This window comes from Rhabdaerophilum sp. SD176 (genome assembly GCF_030143245.1).
In the GTDB taxonomy this organism is placed as follows: domain Bacteria; phylum Pseudomonadota; class Alphaproteobacteria; order Rhizobiales; family Beijerinckiaceae; genus Rhabdaerophilum.
This window is the reverse complement of the sequence record NZ_JARJNS010000002.1, coordinates 387,011-405,224: the sequence shown is the minus strand read 5'-3', so window position 1 is coordinate 405,224 and position 18,214 is coordinate 387,011. Positions and strand designations below refer to the sequence as shown.

The following is an 18,214-nucleotide window of genomic DNA, read 5'->3' as shown; positions in this document are numbered from 1 at the left end:
CCATGCCGCGCTTTGCTGCCAACCTCACCATGATGTTCAACGAGGTACCGTTCCTCGAGCGTTTCGGCCGGGCAGCGGCAGCGGGCTTCGAGGCCGTGGAGTTCCTTTTTCCCTACGAATTTCCGCCCGAGGCTGTTGCCGCCGAACTGCGTCGGCACGGCCTGACGCTGGCCTTGTTCAACCTGCCCCCGGGCGACTGGGCGGGCGGCGAGCGCGGCATAGCCGCTTTGGCGGGCCGCGAGGATGAGTTCCGGCAGGGGCTGGTGACCGCTCGGGCCTATGCCGAGGCAACCGGTGTGCGCCGCGTCCACATGATGGCCGGACTCGCCTCTCCGGAGGACCCGGCGGCCATGGCGCGCTACGAGGCCGGCATCCGCGAGGCCGCCGCCTTCTTCGCGCCGATGGGGATCGACGTGCTGCTCGAACCGCTGAACCGGCGCGACGTTCCGGGCTACCTGCTCGACGATTTCGGCCGGGCCGCAGTCTTGATCCGCCAGCTCGGCCTGCCGAACGTCAAGCTGCAATTCGACATCTACCACTGCCAGATCCTGCATGGCGATATGATCATGCGCCTGCGAGAGATGGCTCCGATCATCGGCCATATCCAGACAGCGAGCATCCCGCTGCGCAACGAGCCCGGCAGCGGCGAGCTGAACGATGCCGCCATCTTCACCGAACTCGACCGGCTCGGCTATGACGGCTTCATCGGCTGTGAATACCGTCCGGCGGGCGGCACCGAAGCCGGCCTCGGCTGGTTTGCGCCCTATCGCCCGCGGGGCTGAGCTCCGGGTCGCCCCGATTACCGGAAGATCAGCGAAAGCCGGGCCTGCATGTCCTGCAAGGCGGCTTCGGCGGTCTTCGACCCCGCCATGAAGGCCGAAAGGTTGGTCCGGACAATCTCCGACACTTCGGAATAGCGCGTGCTTTGCGGCCGCAGGCGCGCCACGGCCAGCACGGGCCCCATCTGGCCGAGGAAAGGCCGCGACGCCACAATCGTCGCGTCCAGATAGGGGCCGCTCTGGGCAGGCAAATCTCCGAGTTCGGCCTGCAGCCGCGCGGCTTCGGGCGAGGCGAGATAGCGAAGGAAAGCCAAAGCCTCGGCCTTCTGGCCGGAAAAGGCGGTCACGCCCACCATCCAGCCGCCGGCGCAGCTCGAAGCGCGATCCTCCGTCTCGCCGGGAACCGGCACCACCCGCACCTTGCCGGCCACGACACTGTCGATGTCGGTCTGCATCCGTTGCCAGGCATAGCTCCAGCCGTGACCGAAAACGAGCGAGCCAGCCTGCATGGCAAGGCGAACGCGTTCCGGATGGCCCTCGCCAGGCGGGATGGCCAGGAGCTTTGCATCCTTGAGCGCCTGGAATCCCCGCAGGCCGCGGAGGGCAGGGTCAGTCAGCAAAGCCGGCTTGCCTTCGGTGACAAGATCATGCCCGCTCCCCCACAGCGCCATCGCCGCGGTGCAGACGCTGCTCTCGACCGGTGCCGAGGAGAGATCGATCGCACGCAGGGTCGGCTGGTTCTCGGCGGCAAGGATCCGCGTTGCCGCCTCGCGAAGCGCTGCCTGGGTCGCAGGAACCGCAAGGCCGTGCTTCTCGAGAAGGTCAGTGCGCACGAACAACGCCTGCGCATCCGCCGAATACGGCACCACCATCAGCCGCCCGCCGGCAAGGGCCGCCTGCCGGTAGGCCGGAAACAGCCGCGCGAGGAACGCTTCGCGCTCGGGGCCGAACGGGGCGTCCAGCGGCTCGAGCCATTGGCCCGATGTCCATTGCGGCACACGGAGAACATCGACCAAAACCAGATCAACACTGGCATCGCGGGCACCGAGCAGGGCATTGAGCGCCTGCTGCTGGCTGCCCAGCGTGGCACCGCCGGTTTCGATCTCGATCGTGACGCCCGGGCGCGTCTGGCCATAGGCATTGGCAAGCGCGCGCAGCACATCGATCTTCGGGAAATTGGCCGCGAAGACCTTGAGATTGGTCTGAGCCGGAGCCGGCAAAGTCGAGGCCAGCCAGAGAAAAAGGAAGCCGCCCAGCAGGCGGGCGGGACGGCCTGTCCCCGATCCTCGCCGGGCCGATGCTTCCGTTTCGTCCTTCCGCATGCGACAACCTCCCGGATGGGTGATGGCAGGATTCCCGAGCCTGTTCAATGCCGGGCCCGGATGCCGGATGCCTGCAAGCGAGGAAGGACCAGCGATGCGCAGCCTGATGACCATCGGCATCGTGGTGCTCGATGAGGTGATGACAATCCCGCTCGCGCTGAAACCTGGCGAGAAACACCGCGCCATCCGGTCCGACAGCGTGATGGGCGGCAATGCCGCCAATGCTGCCCTTGCGATCGCCCGGCTGGGCGGAAAGGCCTGCCTGATCGCGCGGATCGGCGACGATGCCAGCGGCCAGATCGTGCGGCAGAAACTGGCCGAATTCAGCATCGACGACTCATTCTCCCCGCCCATGACCGGCTACGTGACGTCGAGGTCGAGCATCATCATTGAACCCGGCGGGGACCGGACGATCGTCAATTATCTCGATCCCCGCATGCCGGACCGCCCGGACTGGCTGCCCCCTTCCCTGCCGGCCGGAACCGCAGCCGTTCTGGGCGATACCCGCTGGGAAACGGGAGCCGGCCATCTGTTCGATCTCGCACGGCAGGCCGGGATCCCGGCTGTGTTCGACGGCGACCGCGCGCCGCAGGATCGCAGCCTGCTGGCGCGGGCAAGCCATGTGATCTTTTCCGCAATCGGGTTGCGGGAGGCCACCGGCATGCCGGATCTCCACCAGGGCCTGCTGGCCATCCGGCGCGAAAGCGAGAGCTTCCTCGCGGTCACGGATGGCGGCGATGGCGTGCTCGCGCTGCTCCCCGACGGCCTCTGGCACATCCCCTCGCTGGATATCCGCGCGGTCGATACGCTCGGCGCCGGCGATGTCTGGCATGGTGCTTTTGCCTGGGCGCTGACCGAACGGCTCGACCTGCTGGATGCCATCCAGTGGGCGAATGTCACCGCGGCGCTGAAATGCCTGAGGCCCGGCGGCAGTTCCGGCGCGCCGGCGCGCCAGGAGGTCGAGGCTGCCCTGCCCAACCTGCCGGCGCCGAGGCGCCTCGTTTCTATCTGAGGCCGCTCACATAGTGGCAATGGCGTGTATCGCAGAGCGAATAACGCCATTCCACCGGCTTGCCGTCGAGATCCAGCGCCACCCGGTCGATGGCGAGGATCGGCGTTCCCTCCGGAATGCCGAGCAGCGCGGCATCCTCTGCCGGCGCCGCCATGGCACGGAGCGATTCGTCGCCGCCCGCAATCGTGATGCCGTAATCCGATGCGAAATGATCGTAGAGATTGTTGGGGATATCCGATTGGCTCACAAGGCCGGGGAACCGCTCCAGCGGCAGGGCGAGATATTCTGAAATGGTCGGCCGGCCGTTGAGCGAGCGGATCCGTGCGATCCGGATCACGTTGTCACCGGGCCTGAGCGCCAGGCGCGCCACTTCCTCGGGGCTCGCCGGCGCGGTCTCGACACGGCGGAGATGGCTTTCGGGAAAGACGGGAATCCCGGTCTCGGGCACGATCTTGAAGAACTGGAACAGGATCCGGCTCTCGTCATGCCGGGCAACGAAAGTGCCCCGCCCCTGCCGGCGCACGAGCAGGCGGTCGGCGGTCATCTCGTCGAGCGCCTTGCGGACCGTGCCCTGGCTGACGCCGAGTTCCGCCGCGATCTGCATCTCGGAGGGCAGGATTTCCCCCGGCTGCCAGAAGCGCTCGGCGATCCGGCGGACGAGCAGGGACTTGACCTGCCGGTAGAGCGGCAGGAACCCCGGCGTCCCGCGAGCCTCGTCCGGAGAATTTGTCTTCTCGTTCATGATTGACACTCTAACAAGTCTTATGTCTTATACAAGACCTGAGCGTTCGTAGCCCTGATCCGTCACGGTGCCGGCACGCCACCATCCCCCCAAGCGCCCGAGGGCGTATCGCGAGGAAGGCATAGAGCCATGACCATTCCCCATCTGCTTGTCCATGAACACAAGGACACCGTGGGCGTTGTCGTTGTCGAAAACCTCAAGGCCGGCACCGAGATGCTGGCCGTGGTGACGGCCGACAATTCCAGCTTCTCGGTGGCTTCCCGGGCCGACATCCCGATCGGCCACAAGGTGGCGTTGAAGGATATCCGCAAGGGCGACACGATCTGGAAATACGGACAGGACATCGGCAAGGCCGTGGCGGATATCGCCAAGGGCGAACATGTCCACGTGCATAACGTCAAGACCAAGCGCTGGTGACAGGAGAACCGACATGGCAAGCGCCCCGATCGTTGCGAATTTCTCCCTGAACCGGAACAAGCTCAAGCCCGTCAAGGGCCGCTGGATCGAAGCCCCGTCCTTCAAGGCGCCGATGCGCCGGAAGCGCCGGGCCGATGCCGCGATGGACCATTTCTACGGCTGGCGCCGCGAGAATGGTCGCGTCGGCGTCCGGAACCACGTCGTCCTGCTGCCGCTGGATGACCTCTCGAATGCGGCCTGCGAGGCCGTGGCGAACAACATCAAGGGCACGATGGCCCTGCCGCATGCCTATGGCCGCCTGCAATTCGGCGCCGATCTTGACCTGCATTTCCGCACGCTGATCGGCACCGGCTCCAACCCGAATGTTGCCGCCGTCATCGTCATCGGCATCGAGGACAGCTGGACCAAGGTTGTTGTCGAGGGCATTGCCAAGACCGGCAAGCCGGTTGTCGGCTTCGGCATCGAAGGCCATGGCGATATCGCGGTCATCGCAAAGGCCTCCTATGTCGCCAAGGAATTCGTGCAATGGGCCAGCGAGCTCCAGCGCGAGAAATGCGACATCTCCGAATTGTGGGTCTCGACCAAATGCGGCGAGAGCGACACCACGACCGGGCTCTCCTCCTGCCCGACTGTCGGCAACATGTATGACAAGCTGATCCCCAAGGGCATCTACGGCGTCTTCGGCGAGACGTCAGAGATCACCGGTGCCGAGCATCTCTGCAAGGCCCGCGCGGCGACGCCTGAAGTCGGCGAGCGCTGGTACAAGATGTGGAAGGCCTATCAGGACGATGTCATCGAGGCCCACAAGACCTCCGACCTCTCCGACAGCCAGCCGACCAAGGGCAACATTGCCGGCGGCCTGACGACCATCGAGGAAAAGGCGCTCGGCAATCTCGAGAAGATCGGCCGTGAGTGCAAGTATATCGACATCCTCGACCCGGCCGAGGCACCGGCGAAAGGGCCCGGCCTCTATTTCATGGACACGTCCTCCGCCGCGGCGGAATGCGTGACCCTGATGGCCGCAGGTGGCTATGTCGTGCACACCTTCCCGACCGGGCAGGGCAATGTCATCGGCAATCCGATCATCCCCGTGATCAAGATCACCGGCAACCCGAAGACCATGCGCACCATGCCGGAGCATATGGATGTCGATGTCTCCGGTATCCTCCGGCGTGATCTCACGATCCCGGAAGCGGGTGACGCGCTGATCGCCTCGATCATCCGCACCGCGAATGGTCGCCTGACGGCCGCCGAAGCGCTCGGCCATCGGGAATTCGTCATGACCAAGCTCTATCGCTCGGCCTGACGCATGCCTGAAGCAACGGTATCGCCGGGCGCCCCGCGCCCGGCGGCCTGGTTGCCAGGCCTGGCGCTCGCTCTGGCCGTGGCTCTGGCCGCCATGGCCCTCGAACCCTGGCTCCGCCGCACCTTCGGCGCCAGCCTTCCGGGCATGGTGCTGGCGCTGGTGATCGGGATTCTCCTGAACCCGATCGCCCGGAATCCTGTCTTCAAGGCGGGTTTCGACCTCGCCGTGAAACGCCTGCTCCGCTATGCCATCGCCCTGCTTGGCCTGCGCATCGCGCTGTCCGACATTGCCGGCCTCGGCTGGCCTGCCGCCCTGCTTGCCATCCTGGCCATGGCCTGCACGGTTGCCGGCGCGATGATGCTGGCGCGTCTGCTCGGGCTGGCACGCGGCTATGGTGCGCTGGCCGGCGCTGCCTGTGCGGTCTGCGGCGCTTCGGCGACTCTGGCGACCGCCACCGTGGTTCCGGATTACAAGCAGAAGGCTGCCGACATTGCCTTCACGGTGGTGATGGCGAATGCACTCTCGACTGTCGTGATGATCGCCTATCCGCCGCTCGCGGTCGCACTCGGCCTTGATGTCCGGGAGACCGGCCTCTTCCTCGGCCTGACCATCCATGACATGGCCCAGGTCGTCGGCGCCGGCTACGCCATGTCCGAGCCCGTCGGTAACAATGCCGTGATCATCAAGCTCTTCCGTGTCTTCCTGCTCCTGCCCGTCGTCCTGGGCATCGGCTGGGTGTTGATGCGGCAGGAAGGCGGGGATGGCGGGACGAAGGCGAAAGTGCCGCTGCCGGGCTTCGCGCTGGTCTTCCTCGCGCTGGTGGTCGTCAATTCGGTCATGCCGGGCACCGCGCTCGCGGCACAGTATGCAAGCGTCAAGAGCGTGCTATCCTCGCTTTCCGGCTGGCTGATGATGATCGCCATCGCCGCGCTCGGCCTTGGCACCTCTGCCGGTGCCGTCATGGCCACGGGCTGGCGCCACCTCGCCGTATTCCTCGGCGCCACCTTGATCATCCTGGCGCTGGCCCTTGCCGGCATTTTCGCGATGAGGGTCCTGTGAGCACGATCATTGTCACCGAATTCATGGACGAGGCGGCCGTCGCGCGGCTGTCCGACCGCCACGACACGCTCTACGATCCGGCCCTCGTCGATGATCCCGCCAGACTGGCCGGGCTGCTGCCCTCCGCCCGCGCCCTGATCGTCCGCAACCGCACGCAGGTCCGTCCGGCTTTGCTGGCGGCAGGCCCGAATCTCGAGGCGGTCGGTCGGCTCGGCGTCGGGCTCGACAATATCGATGTCGCCGCCTGCAAGGACCGTGGCATCGCGGTTTATCCCGCAACCGGCGCGAACGACCTTGCCGTGGCGGAATGGGTTATCGCCTCCACGCTGATCCTGCTGCGCGGCGCCTATGCCGCCACAGCAGAGGTGATCGCCGGCACCTGGCCGCGCCAGCGGCTGATGGGCCGCGAGGCCTCGGGCCGGGTGATGGGGCTGGTCGGGTTCGGTGCCATTGCCCGCGAGGTGGCGCAGCGGGCACGGGCCCTCGGCATGGAAGTCATCGCTTATGATCCTTTCCTGTCCGACACCGATCCGTGCTGGTCCATGGCCCGCCGGCACGGGCTTGAACCCCTGCTGCGCGAGGCGGATGTGATCTCCCTCCATGTTCCGCTGACGGACGAGACCCGCAACCTGATCGACGACCTGCGCCTGCGCCGGATGCGGCCGGATGCGATCCTGCTCAACGCGGCACGGGGCGGCGTCGTCGATGAACCCGCCCTTGCCGCAGCCCTGCGCGAAGGGCGGCTGGGCGGCGCGGCGCTCGATGTCTTCGACGAAGAGCCGCTGACGGCACAGCGCGGTGCTGTCTTTTCCGGCTGCCCGAACCTGATCCTGACGCCGCATATTGCCGGCGTCACGCAGGAATCGAACCGGCGCGTCTCCGACCTCATCGCCACGCGCATCCTCGACCATCTGGAGAACGGGAAGGCCGGCTGAGCCGGGTCACGCCCCAGTGCCTCCGCAAGGAATCTGCCATGTCCGAGCGCATCCTCACCCTTGAGCAAGCCGAGGCCCTCGCCGCCTCGGCCTTCATCCGCTGCAACACGCGGCCGGAAACAGCCCATTGCGTGGCGCGCGCCCTTGTGGCGGCCGAGGCCGACGGGCTCAAGGGCCATGGCCTATCGCGCGTGCCCAGCTATGCCGCGCAGGCCCGCAACGGCAAGATCCGCGGTGATGCGGAGCCCCGGCTCGAAATGGTCACGCCGGCGCTGGGCCGGATCGATGTAGGCTTCGGCTTTGCCTATCCCGCTTTGGCGCTGGCGGAGGCGATGCTGGCCGAACATGCCCCGATGATGGGCCTCGCCGCTGCCGCCATCCGGCGCTCGCATCATTGCGGCGTGGCCGGCGCGCCGGTGGAACGTCTCGCGGAGAAGGGCCTCGTTGCGATGCTCTTCGCCAATACCCCTGCCGCCATGGCGCCCTGGGGCGGGAGCCGTGCGACCTTCGGCACCAACCCGCTCGCCCTTGCCTGTCCGCTGCCGGGCGAACCGCCGATCGTGGTTGATCTCTCGCTCTCCAAGGTGGCGCGCGGCAACATCCTCGCGGCAAAACAGAAGGGCCAGCCTATTCCCGAGGGCTGGGCGCTGGATGCCGAGGGCCGGCCGACCACCGATGCCGAGGCTGCACTCAAGGGCACGATGCTGCCGCTCGGCGATGCCAAGGGCACCGCGCTGGCGCTGATGATCGAATTGCTCGCTGCCGGCCTGACCGGCGCCCGCTTCGCCGCCGATGCCTCCTCCTTCCTCGATGACAAGGGCGATCCGCCGGCCACCGGCCAGCTGCTTCTCGCCTTCGATCCGGCGTTGTTCGGTGGCGAGGGCACGCTCGCCCATTTCGCCCGCCTGGCCGAGCAGATCCGCAGCCAGCCCGGCGCTCGCCTGCCCGGCTCGCGGCGGCTGACCTTGCGCGCCAAGGCACAAAAAAGCGGTTTGGCCGTCGCAGAGGCCCTCGTCTCGGAGATCGAGGCGCTGTAAGGGAAGCGTGAGGGGATCATTTCGCCACCGCCGGGCGGCTGGCAGGAGATCGACATGCTGACCAAACTCGAATTCAAGAAGCAGGCCATTCTCGTGGATGGCCAGTGGATCGCGGCTGATTCCGGCCGGACGATCGCCGTCACCGATCCCGCCACCGGCGAGACGATCGGCACCATCCCGAATGCCGGGAAGGCAGAAACACGCCGCGCCATCGAGGCGGCCCATGCCACTTTCCCGGCCTGGCGTGCAAAAACCGCTGCCGAGCGCGCCGCCCTCCTGCAGAAACTGGCCGAGCTGATCCGCCAGAACAGCGAAGCGCTCGCCCATCTGCTTACGCAGGAACAGGGCAAGCCACTGGCCGAGGCGCGCGGCGAGATCGGCAGTTCTGCCGCCTATGTGCAATGGTTCGCCGAGGAAGCCCGCCGCGCTTATGGTGAGGTCGTGCCCTCGCCCTGGGCCGACCGGCGCATCCTCGTCACGCGGGAACCTGTGGGCGTGGTCGGGGCGATCACGCCGTGGAACTTCCCCTCCTCGATGATCGGCCGCAAGCTCGGCGCCGCCCTCGCGGCGGGCTGCACCATCGTGATCAAGCCGGCGGACCTCACCCCCTATTCCGGCCTAGCCTGGGGCGTGCTCTGCGCCGAGGCCGGCATCCCGGCCGGGGTGGTCAACATCGTCACTGGCGATGCGCCCGAAATCGGTGCGGAACTGACATCCAATCCGCTCGTCCGCAAGATCACCTTCACCGGCTCGACGCCGGTCGGCAAGCTCCTCGCCCAGCAAAGCGCCGGCACGATGAAGCGCATCTCGATGGAACTCGGCGGCAATGCGCCCTTCATCGTGTTCGACGATGCCGATCTCGACCGCGCGGTGCAGGGCGCGCTTCAGGCCAAGTATCGCAATGCCGGCCAGACCTGCGTCTGCACCAACCGCTTCTATGTGCAGGCGGGCATCCATGATGCCTTCGCCCGCCGCTTCGCCGAGGAAGTGGCGAAGATGCGCGTCGGCAGCGGGTTCGAGAGCGGCGTGCAGATCGGCCCGCTGATCGATACCCGCGCCCTCACCAAGGTGAAGGCCCATCTCGATGACATTCTCGCCCGCGGCGGCGAGGTCGTCACCGGCGGCAAGAGCCATGCGCTCGGCGGCACCTTCTTCGAGCCGACCGTCGTCAAGAATGTGCCGCAGGATGCGCGCGTCGCGACCGAGGAAACCTTCGGCCCGCTCGCCCCGATCTTCCGCTTCGAGACGGAGGCGGAAGTCGTCAGCCTCGCCAATGCCACGGAATACGGCCTCGCCGCCTATTTCTACACGCGCGATCTCGCCCGGGCCTTCCGCGTTTCGGAAGCGCTGAAATACGGGATGGTCGGTGTGAACGAGGGACTGATCACCACCGAGGTCGCACCCTTCGGCGGCGTGAAGGAAAGCGGCGTCGGCCGCGAGGGCTCCCGCCATGGCCTCGAGGATTATCTCGACATGAAGTATGTCTGCCTCGGCGGGATCGCCTGATGCGGGAGGAGACCGGGGCGCTGCCGGTCATCCGGCACGCGCTTTACGAAGACGCGCTGGCCATCGCCATGGCCACGCTCTTCGTCGCGGTCGGCATCGCCTTCTACGAGAAGGCGATGCTCGTCACCGGCGGGACGGCCGGCCTCGGCCTGCTGATCCACCATGCCACCGGCCTCGGCTTCTGGCTGGTCTTCTCGCTGCTGAACCTGCCCTTCTATGCGCTGGCGACCTGGCGGATGGGCTGGCGCTTCGCCGCCCGCACCTTCCTCGCGGTCACGCTTGTCTCGCTCTATGCCCGCTGGCTGCAGGACTGGATCGACTTCGCCCGGCTGGATCCGGTCTTTGCCACGATCCTTGGCGGCGGGCTGATGGGCAACGGGCTGCTGATGCTGTTCCGGCATCGTACGGCGCTAGGCGGGATCAACGTGCTCGCCATGTTCCTGCAGGAGCGTCTCGGCTGGCGTGCCGGCTATGTCCAGCTCGGCCTCGACATGATGATCCTCGCAGCCGCCTTTTTCGTGCTGAATCCCGCCGGGATCGCGCTCTCGATCCTCGGCGCCGTGGTCGTCAACCTGATCCTGGCAATCAACCACAAGCCCGGGCGTTATCTCGGCATGTCGTGAACCGGGAGCGGGCTGGCCCGCTCCCGGCCTTTTGCCTCAATCCGCGTAGACACCGGCTGTGTCGATGATCTTCTTCCACGCGGCGATCTCCGAAACGAGATGCTTGCCGAGGAAGGCCGGATCCGCCTGTGCCTCGGTGGCCGGATCGGTAGAGAGCTGTGCGAGCCGCTGCAGGATCACAGGGTCCTTCAGGGCTTCCCTGAGGGCCTTGTTGATCTGGCCGATCACCGGCGCCGGTGTCCCGGCCGGAGCATAGAGCCCGTGCCAGACCGTGGCGCGGAAGCCCGGCAGTCCGGAAGCCGCGAGGGTCGGCAGGTCGAGCCCCTTCACCTTTTCTGTCGAGGTGACAGCGTAGGCCTTGATCGCCTTGCCCTGGATTTGCGGCAGGGCGGAGGTGATCTGGTCGCATAGGACATCGACCTTGCCGGAGACGAGATCATTCATCGCCGGGCCGGTTCCACGATAGGGAATCTGCGTCATCTTGACGCCGAGCTGCCCCATCAGCATCAACCCGCAAAGATGGGATCCGGAGCCGACGCCCGCATGCGCGTAGGTGATCTTGTCCCCGTCAGCCTTCAGCCTCGCGAAGAGCTGCGGCAGCGTGTCGGTGCCGAAATCCTTGCGGCTGACAAGGACGAAGGCACCGTCGGTGACCATGCCGACAGGTGCGAAGGCCTTGATCGGATCATAGGACAGCTTCCGATAGAGCGTGGCGGTCGTTGCGTGGCTGATATGCGAGAGCAGCAGGGTATGCCCGTCAGGATCGGCCTTGGCCACCCGCCCGATGCCGACCGTCGAACCGGCACCGGCCACGTTCTCGACGATAACCTGACCGCCGATCTTCTGGCTCATCGATGCGGCGAATAGGCGCGCGATCGTGTCGCTGGGACCACCGGCGGCAAACGGTACCACGATGGTGATGGGCTTGGTCGGGAAGGCCTGGGCGGCGCCCTGAGCCACGATCCCACCGAAAAGCACCGCCATGATTCGCATGAGAGCGGGCCGAACACGCGTGAAAGCTGGTTTTCTATGCATCATTTCCTCCGATATCGCCGGCGGCCCGTTGCCTTTTCTGGTCTCTCGGATGGAGCGGGTCCGCGCTGAGACTTGAAGTTTCGGCAAAGCCGATGAAGCATGCAAGTGTTTCGTGCTTCAACTGTTCCGGGTCCCATGCGTCGCAACCTTCGTTTCATCTTCCGGGGTTCGCTGGTCGAACTGAATGAGATCGACCCAACGCGCATGCTGCTCGAGTGGCTGCGCGAGGCCCGCCACGCCACCGGCACCAAGGAAGGCTGCAACGAGGGCGATTGCGGGGCCTGCACAATCATCCTGGCCCGGTGGCAGGATGGCGCGGTGCGCTACCAGCCGGTCAATGCCTGCATCCTCCTGCTCGGCATGGTCGATGGCTGCGAGGTCCTCACGGTCGAGGACCTGGCCAAGGGCGGCGCGCTGCACCCGGTCCAGCAGGCCATGGTGCGGCATCACGGCGCGCAATGCGGCTTCTGCACGCCGGGCATCGTGATGAGCCTTGTCGCCGCCTATCTGGCCGAACCCCGCCCGGTCTCCCGCGAGACCATTGCCGAATGCCTCGCCGGCAATCTCTGCCGCTGCACCGGCTACCGCCCGATTTTCGATGCGGCGGCAGAGGCGCTGGCTGATCCTGTCCCCGACGACCCCGGCATCGGAGTTGCCGGCAAGGCAGCCGCCCTGCAGGTACTGGCTGACGGGAGGGATCTGATTCTCGGCCATGATGACCGGTTTTTTGCGGCCCCGGCCCAGCTCGATACCTTCGCGGAGATGGCGGCCAGCCATCCCGAAGCCACTTTGGTCAGCGGCGCCACCGATGTCGGTCTCTGGATCACCAAGAAGCTGCAAGACCTGCCAAAGGTCATCGCTCTCAACCGCATCGAGGCCCTGAAGACCATCGCCGAGGATGAGACGACCCTCTTCCTCGGCGCCGGCGTCACCCATACTGCGGCGATGCCCGCGCTCGCCCGGATCGACCCCGATCTCGATCAGCTGATGAAGCGCTTTGCCTCGCGGCAGGTGCGGGCCTCTGGCACAATCGGCGGGAACATCGCCAATGGCTCGCCGATCGGGGATCTCGCCCCCGCCCTGGTCGCCCTCGGCTGCACCCTCCATCTCCGGCACGGCGCCGAGAGCCGCGACCTGCCGCTCGAGGATTTCTTCATCGCCTACGGGAAACAGGACCGCCGGCCCGGCGAATGGATCAGCGGCCTCACGATCACCAGGCCGGGGCCCGGCAGCCATTTCCGCTGCTTCAAGATCTCGAAGCGCACCGACGAGGATATCTCCACCGTCATGGGCGCCTTCCGGATCGAACTGGATGCCGAGCGCCGCATCGTCTCGGCGCGCATTGCCTTCGGCGGCATGGCAGCGACACCGCGCCGCGCAGCGAAGGCTGAAGCCGCGCTGGTCGGCCTGCCGATCGCCGCCCCGGCCGAATGGGCGGTCGCGCTCCGGGCCCTTGCCGAGGATTACCAACCCATCAGCGACATGCGCGCCACGGCCGCCTACCGCTCCCGCGTGGCCCGCGCCCTGCTCGGCAAGGCCCTGACCGAAATCGGCGGCGCACGCAGCCTGACGCGGATCCAGCCACGCGGCCCCGTCACGGAGGCGGCCCATGTCTGAGACATCGCTCGACGGAACGCCGCAGGAGGGCACGCCCGCCCTGCTGGAAGTGGTGCACCAGCCGCTGCCGCATGACAGCGCGCTTCGGCATGTCCAGGGCAATGCGCCTTACATCGACGATATCCTCGAACCGGAGGGAACATTGCATCTCGCCATCGGCATGGCGCCGATCGCTGCGGGCGAGATCCTGTCGATCGATCTCTCGGCGGTGCAAGCGGCGCCGGGCATCGTCGCCGTGCTGACGGCGGAGGATATCCGGGGCAAGAACGATGTTTCGCCGGCTCTCGGCGACGAACCGATGCTGGCCGCGCGGGAGATCAGCTTCCATGGCCAGCCGGTCTTCCTCGTCGCGGCCACCTCCCGGAAGGCAGCCCGGCTGGCGAGCCGGCTGGCGCGCTACGAGACACGCGCCGAGTCCCCTGTCGTCTCTGTGGCGGATGCCCGGCAGTCCGGCGGCACGGTGCTGCCCGACTATGCGTGGCAGCGTGGCGATGCCGATGCCGCCCTCGCCGAGGCCCCGCACCGGCTCGAGGGCGAGCTGGAAATCGGCGGGCAGGAGCATTTCTACCTCGAGGGCCAGATCGCCTTTGCCATTCCCGGCGAGGATGGCGACATGTTCGTCCATTCCTCGACGCAGCATCCGAGCGAGGTCCAGCATATCGTCGCCCGCGTCATGGGCACGGCCGATCATGCGGTCACGGTGGAATGCCGGCGCATGGGCGGCGGCTTCGGCGGCAAGGAAAGCCAGGCCAGCCACTGGGCCGCCCTCGCCGCCTTCGCGGCACAGCTTACCGGCCGGCCGTGCAAGCTGCGGCTGGACCGTGACGATGATTTCGCCCTGACCGGCAAGCGGCATGACTTCCTCTCCGCCTATGCCGTCGGTTTCGATGAAACCGGCCTGATCCGCGCGCTCGATATCCGCCATGATGCCCGCTGCGGCTATTCGGCCGATCTCTCGCTCGGCGTCGTCGACCGGACCATGTTCCACACCGACAATGCCTATTTCATCCCGGCCTCGCGCATTGCCTCGCGCCGGCTGAAAACCAACACGGTTTCGAACACGGCCTTCCGTGGCTTTGGCGGGCCGCAGGGCATGCTCGCCATCGAGGCAATCATGGATGCGATCGCGCGCCGGCTCGGGCGCGACCCGCTCGATCTGCGCAAGGACAACCTCTACCGCCCCGGCCATCTCGTCACGCCCTATGGCATGGAGGTCTTTGATCACGCGACGATGCTGCCGCTGATCGAGACGCTGGAGACCACAAGCCGCTACCGCGAGCGCCGGCGCGAGGTGGCCGCCTTCAACGCCCAGTCGCCCATCCTCAAGCGCGGCCTCGCGCTGACGCCGGTCAAGTTCGGCATCTCCTTCACGCTCAAGCATCTCAACCAGGCCGGCGCGCTGGTCCATGTCTATTCCGATGGCTCGGTCATGCTGAATCATGGCGGCACGGAAATGGGTCAGGGCCTGTTCGTGAAGGTGGCGCAGGTCGTGGCGGATGAATTCGGCCTGCCGCTCGACCGGGTGAAGATCACCGCCACCAACACGGCCAAGGTGCCAAATACCGGCCCGACCGCCGCCTCCTCCGGTTCGGATCTCAATGCCATGGCGGCCCGGATCGCCGCCCGGACCATCCGCGACCGGATGGCCGGGGAAGCGGCGCGGCGCCTCGGTGACCGGCCCGAACGGGTCCGCTTCCGGCATGGCCGCGTCTTTGCCGGCGAGGCCTCGATGAGCTTCGCCGAACTGGCCAAGGCCTGCGTGCTCGAACGGATCTCGCTCTCCTCGACCGGCTATTACCGCACCCCCGGCATCACCTGGGACCGGGCCAGCAAGACCGGCCGCCCCTTCTTCTATTTCGCCTATGGCGCCGCCTGCTCGGAAGTGCTGGTCGACACCACCACCGGCGAGATGCGGCTCGAGGCGGTGGACATCCTCCATGATTGCGGCCGCTCGCTGAACCCGGCCATCGATATCGGCCAGATCGAGGGCGGCTTCGTGCAGGGCCTCGGCTGGCTGACAACCGAGGAACTCGTCTTCGACCGCGAGGGCCGCCTGCGCACCCATGCGCCCTCGACCTACAAGATCCCGGTCGCCTCGGACATCCCGGCCCGGTTCCGCGTCGATCTCTGGCAGGAGGAGAACCGCGAGGAGTCGATCTATCGCTCCAAGGCGGTGGGGGAGCCGCCGGTCATGCTGGCCATTTCCGCCTTCTCGGCCATTGCCGATGCAATCCATGCAGTGAAGCCCGGCCATCCGACTCAACTGCGCGCGCCGGCCACGCCCGAAGCGATCCTCGACGCGATCGACCATCAATGGAGCCAGCGCTGATGGCGGATTGGGCACGCATCGCCGCGACTTTGGCCCAAGACGGGCAACTGGCCCTCGTCACCATTGACGCTGTTCGCGGGTCAAGCCCGCGCGAGGCCGGGACCCGCATGATGGTGCGCGCCGATGGGCGCATCGCCGGCACGATCGGCGGCGGCACGCTGGAATGGCAGGCCATCGCGCTGGCGCAGCAGGCGATGCAGCGCCACCCTGAAGGCCACGCGCAGACCCGCGGCTTCGCCTTGGGTCCGGATATGGGCCAATGCTGCGGCGGCCATGTCACCCTGCGGATCGAGGTTCTTGCCCGCACCGATCTGGCCTGGCTCGAGCCGCTGGTGGCCGCATTCCGGCAGGACCCTGCAATGGTCATCGCAGCCCGGCCGGATGCGCGCGGCATCCTGCTGCGCGAGGGGCAGGACCCGGCCTTGCCTGTGCCGGCTGGTGCGGTTCTCGAAGCACCGGCGGAACCGGCGCAGCCGCTGCTGCTCTTCGGCGCCGGCCATGTCGGCCGCGCGCTGGTCCTCGCGCTGGCGCCTTTGCCCTTTGCCATCCGCTGGATCGATACACGGCCCGAACTCTTCCCCTCCCATCGCCCCGCCAATACCGTGGCGGTTGCGACGCCGACGCCCGTCGCCGAGATCGCCGCCGCGCCGCCCGGCGCCTTCATCCTCGTGATGACGCATAGCCACGCACTCGACCTTGACCTGATGGCGGCAGCCCTCGACCGGCCGGACCTGCCCTATTGCGGCGTGATCGGCAGCGCGACCAAACGCGCCCGTTTCACGAGCCAGCTCGGCCGGCTCGGACTGGAGCCTCAGGCCATTGCCCGGATGATCTGCCCCGTCGGACGCACCGATCTCGGCAGCAAGCATCCCGCCGTCATCGCGGCGGGCATCGCGGTGGAATTGCTGCAGCGGAAAGCCGCTCTTTCGCTCGCGCAGCCGAGCGATGCGTTCAGGCCGCAGGCCGGCCGGGCGTGAAGGCCGGCAGATCGTTGCCGAGCGCGATCACCTTGCCGGGATTGAGCAGGTTCTTCGGATCGAGCGCCCGCTTGAGCGTGGCCATCAGCGCGAGCGCCACCGGATCCTTGTATTGAGGCAGCTCGTCCCGTTTGATCAGCCCGACACCATGTTCCGCGGCAATAGAGCCCCCGCGCGCCGCCACGGCATCATGCACGAGGCGGTTGAAGCGGTGCCACGTGCCAAGAAAGGCCGTCTTGTCCATGCCCAAAGGCTGGCTCAGATTGAAATGGATATTGCCATCGCCGATATGGCCGAAGGCGCAGACGCGGATACCCGGCATCGCAGCCTCGCAGGCGGCACTGGTCTCGGTCAGGAAATCCGCAACCCGCGAGATCGGCACCGAGACATCATGCTTGATCGACCCGCCCTCATGGCGCTGGCATTCCGAGAGCTGCTCGCGCAGCCGCCAGAAATCCGCCGCCTGCGCCGCGCTGGCCGCGAGGGTCGCATCGAGCACCTCGCCCGCCTCCATGCCTGCCTCGAGCGTCTCGAGCAGGAGCGGTTCGAGCCCCGCTTCAACCTCCGGAGAGGTCAGCTCGACCAGCGCATAGAACGGATAGGCTGCGGCGAAGGGGTCACGCACATTCGGGGCATGACGGAGCACCACATCAAGCCCGAACCGCGGCAGGATCTCGAACGTGGTCAGCCGTTCCCCCGCCCGCCCGCGCAGGCGATGGAACAGCTTCACCACCGCGTCCGGATCGGGTGCGGCGAGGAAGGCCGTCGCGCGGGATTGCGGCGCCGGGAACAACTTGACAACCGCCGCGGTGACGATGCCGAGCGTGCCTTCGGACCCGATGAAGAGATGCTTCAGGTCATAGCCGGCATTGTCCTTGCGGAGGCCGCTGAGCCCGTTCCAGATCTCGCCATTCGGCAGCACGACCTCGAGCCCCAGAATGAGATCCCGCGTATTGCCATAGCGCAGGACAGCCGTCCCGCCGGCATTGGTGGCGATGTTGCCGCCGATCGTGCAGGACCCCTCCGAGGCCAGCGAAAGCGGGAAGAGCATGCCTGCCACCTGCGCCGCCTCCTGCACCGCCTGCAGCACGACGCCGGCCTCGACAATCATCGTCGCATTGACCGGATCGACGGCACGGATCGCCTTGAGGCGCGCCAGCGACAGCACGATCCCGCCGAAGGGCACGCCGCCGCCGACCAGCCCGGTATTGCCGCCCTGCGCCACAACCGGGATCCCGGCCGTATCGGCGAGTTGCATCACGCGGGAAACCTCGGCTGTCGAACCCGGACGGATGACGGCCAGCGCATGGCCCCTGTGCAGGCCGCGCAGTTCCGTCAGGGCCGGCTGCATCGCCGCCTCGTCGACGATGACATGCGCCTCGCCGACAACGGCGCGAAGCTGGTCGAGAAATGCTGACGGCATGGACAATCCTCTGGCAGCCCGGGCGGTTGGACCCGGTGGATGCCCTATCCTATTCCAGCGGGGCAACGCTTTGCCAAGGGTATCGCGGGTCGTGC

General features: G+C 66.9%; 16 protein-coding genes. 12 read left to right on the top strand and 4 right to left on the bottom strand.

Translation table 11 applies throughout. From position 1 onward, the window contains the following. Positions 1-2 precede the first annotated feature (2 nt). Positions 3-782, top strand: coding sequence for a 2-oxo-tetronate isomerase (otnI, locus tag P0652_RS05690; RefSeq protein WP_284177799.1), 780 nt, complete (start codon positions 3-5; stop codon positions 780-782). A gap of 17 nt (positions 783-799) precedes the next feature. On the opposite strand, the gene P0652_RS05685 is transcribed toward otnI, so the two are convergent. Beyond that, positions 800-2,101 carry an extracellular solute-binding protein gene (locus P0652_RS05685; protein ID WP_284177798.1) on the bottom strand — a complete coding sequence of 434 codons (1,302 nt, stop codon included), beginning with the start codon at positions 2,099-2,101 and terminating at the stop codon, positions 800-802. A 22-nt stretch (positions 2,102-2,123) separates the two neighbouring features. Here P0652_RS05685 and P0652_RS05680 point away from each other — a divergent pair, with 22 nt between their 5' ends. Continuing rightward, positions 2,124-3,113 carry a PfkB family carbohydrate kinase gene (locus P0652_RS05680; RefSeq protein ID WP_284177797.1) on the top strand — a complete coding sequence of 330 codons (990 nt, stop codon included), beginning with the start codon at positions 2,124-2,126 and terminating at the stop codon, positions 3,111-3,113. Here P0652_RS05680 and P0652_RS05675 read toward each other — a convergent pair. Then, positions 3,106-3,855 carry a GntR family transcriptional regulator gene (locus P0652_RS05675; RefSeq protein ID WP_284177796.1) on the bottom strand — a complete coding sequence of 250 codons (750 nt, stop codon included), beginning with the start codon at positions 3,853-3,855 and terminating at the stop codon, positions 3,106-3,108. The genes P0652_RS05680 and P0652_RS05675 overlap by 8 nt on opposite strands. A 129-nt stretch (positions 3,856-3,984) precedes the next feature. Between P0652_RS05675 and P0652_RS05670 the strand changes: the two genes are divergently transcribed. From P0652_RS05670 to P0652_RS05640, 7 genes are all read left to right on the top strand, one after another. After that, positions 3,985-4,272 carry a UxaA family hydrolase gene (locus tag P0652_RS05670; protein WP_284177795.1) on the top strand — a complete coding sequence of 96 codons (288 nt, stop codon included), beginning with the start codon at positions 3,985-3,987 and terminating at the stop codon, positions 4,270-4,272. 142 nt (positions 4,273-4,414) lie between these two features. Then, positions 4,415-5,578 (top strand): UxaA family hydrolase, encoded by a 1,164-nt coding sequence (locus P0652_RS05665; RefSeq protein WP_284178020.1) that lies wholly within the window; start codon positions 4,415-4,417, stop codon positions 5,576-5,578. Between the two features lie 3 nt (positions 5,579-5,581). After that, a complete protein-coding gene (locus tag P0652_RS05660) occupies positions 5,582-6,637 on the top strand; it encodes a YeiH family protein (RefSeq protein WP_284177794.1) in 1,056 nt (351 codons plus the stop codon). Continuing rightward, the gene (locus tag P0652_RS05655; RefSeq protein WP_284177793.1) at positions 6,634-7,572 is read left to right on the top strand and encodes a hydroxyacid dehydrogenase; all 939 of its coding nucleotides are present in this window, start codon (positions 6,634-6,636) and stop codon (positions 7,570-7,572) included. Before P0652_RS05660 ends, P0652_RS05655 begins: the two co-directional genes overlap by 4 nt. A 38-nt stretch (positions 7,573-7,610) precedes the next feature. After that, positions 7,611-8,609 (top strand): Ldh family oxidoreductase, encoded by a 999-nt coding sequence (locus P0652_RS05650; protein ID WP_284177792.1) that lies wholly within the window; start codon positions 7,611-7,613, stop codon positions 8,607-8,609. Between the two features lie 54 nt (positions 8,610-8,663). Continuing rightward, complete coding sequence (locus tag P0652_RS05645; protein ID WP_284177791.1) at positions 8,664-10,115, top strand: NAD-dependent succinate-semialdehyde dehydrogenase; 1,452 nt, start codon at positions 8,664-8,666, stop codon at positions 10,113-10,115. Beyond that, positions 10,115-10,738, top strand: a complete 624-nt coding sequence (locus tag P0652_RS05640; protein ID WP_284177790.1) for a YitT family protein — start codon at positions 10,115-10,117, stop codon at positions 10,736-10,738. The genes P0652_RS05645 and P0652_RS05640 overlap by 1 nt, the downstream gene beginning before the upstream one ends. Positions 10,739-10,774: 36 nt before the next feature. Here the strand turns inward: P0652_RS05640 and P0652_RS05635 are convergent, their stop codons facing one another. Then, positions 10,775-11,731, bottom strand: a complete 957-nt coding sequence (locus tag P0652_RS05635; protein ID WP_502947475.1) for a tripartite tricarboxylate transporter substrate-binding protein — start codon at positions 11,729-11,731, stop codon at positions 10,775-10,777. 177 nt (positions 11,732-11,908) lie between these two features. On the opposite strand from P0652_RS05635, the gene xdhA reads away from it, so the two are divergent. Genes xdhA through xdhC form a run of 3 tightly spaced genes read left to right on the top strand, consistent with a single transcriptional unit; the run spans position 11,909 to position 16,696 of the window. Next, on the top strand, positions 11,909-13,390 hold the full coding sequence (gene xdhA / locus P0652_RS05630) for a xanthine dehydrogenase small subunit (protein WP_284177788.1): 1,482 nt from the start codon (positions 11,909-11,911) through the stop codon (positions 13,388-13,390). Then, entirely contained in the window at positions 13,383-15,719 is a 2,337-nt protein-coding gene (gene xdhB, locus P0652_RS05625; protein WP_284177787.1) for a xanthine dehydrogenase molybdopterin binding subunit, read from the top strand. Before xdhA ends, xdhB begins: the two co-directional genes overlap by 8 nt. Next, the gene (gene xdhC / locus P0652_RS05620) at positions 15,719-16,696 is read left to right on the top strand and encodes a xanthine dehydrogenase accessory protein XdhC (RefSeq protein WP_284177786.1); all 978 of its coding nucleotides are present in this window, start codon (positions 15,719-15,721) and stop codon (positions 16,694-16,696) included. Before xdhB ends, xdhC begins: the two co-directional genes overlap by 1 nt. Here xdhC and P0652_RS05615 read toward each other — a convergent pair. Continuing rightward, on the bottom strand, positions 16,671-18,119 hold the full coding sequence (locus P0652_RS05615) for an FAD-binding oxidoreductase (protein ID WP_284177785.1): 1,449 nt from the start codon (positions 18,117-18,119) through the stop codon (positions 16,671-16,673). The genes xdhC and P0652_RS05615 overlap by 26 nt on opposite strands. Between the last annotated feature and the right edge of the window lie 95 nt (positions 18,120-18,214).